At 51.3% G+C, this 511-nt stretch carries 1 protein-coding gene; it reads left to right on the top strand.

Annotated elements, in window-relative coordinates; translation table 11 throughout:
- Nucleotides 1-511, top strand: a 511-nt coding sequence (locus BZG25_RS15670; protein WP_241828734.1) for an EF-Tu/IF-2/RF-3 family GTPase, incomplete at both ends; no start/stop codon positions are given.

The raw sequence follows: 511 nt of genomic DNA, 5'->3' as shown, positions 1-511 counted from the left end.
CCGTCAGGTTGGTATTCCAAACATCATCGTGTTCATGAACAAATGTGACATGGTTGATGACGAAGAGCTGCTTGAGCTGGTTGAAATGGAAGTACGTGAACTACTTTCAGAGTACGACTTCCCAGGTGACGACTGCCCAGTAATCCAAGGTTCAGCGCTGGGTGCCCTGAACGGTGAAGAGCAGTGGGAGCAAAAGATCGTTGAGCTATCTGAAGCGCTGGATTCTTACATCCCAGAGCCAGAGCGTGCGATCGACAAGCCGTTCATCCTGCCAATCGAAGACGTCTTCTCAATCCAAGGCCGTGGTACCGTAGTCACTGGTCGTGTTGAGCAAGGCATCATCACTGTGGGTGACGACGTTGAAATCGTGGGCATGAAAGACACCACCAAGACCACTTGTACGGGTGTTGAAATGTTCCGTAAGCTTCTAGACGAAGGCCGTGCGGGTGAGAACGTTGGTGTTCTTCTGCGTGGTACTAAGCGTGACGAAGTAGAGCGTGGTCAAGTACTG

This window comes from Salinivibrio sp. ML198 (assembly GCF_001996015.1).
GTDB classification, from domain to species: domain Bacteria; phylum Pseudomonadota; class Gammaproteobacteria; order Enterobacterales; family Vibrionaceae; genus Salinivibrio; species Salinivibrio siamensis.
This window is presented reverse-complemented; position numbering and strand designations above follow the sequence as displayed.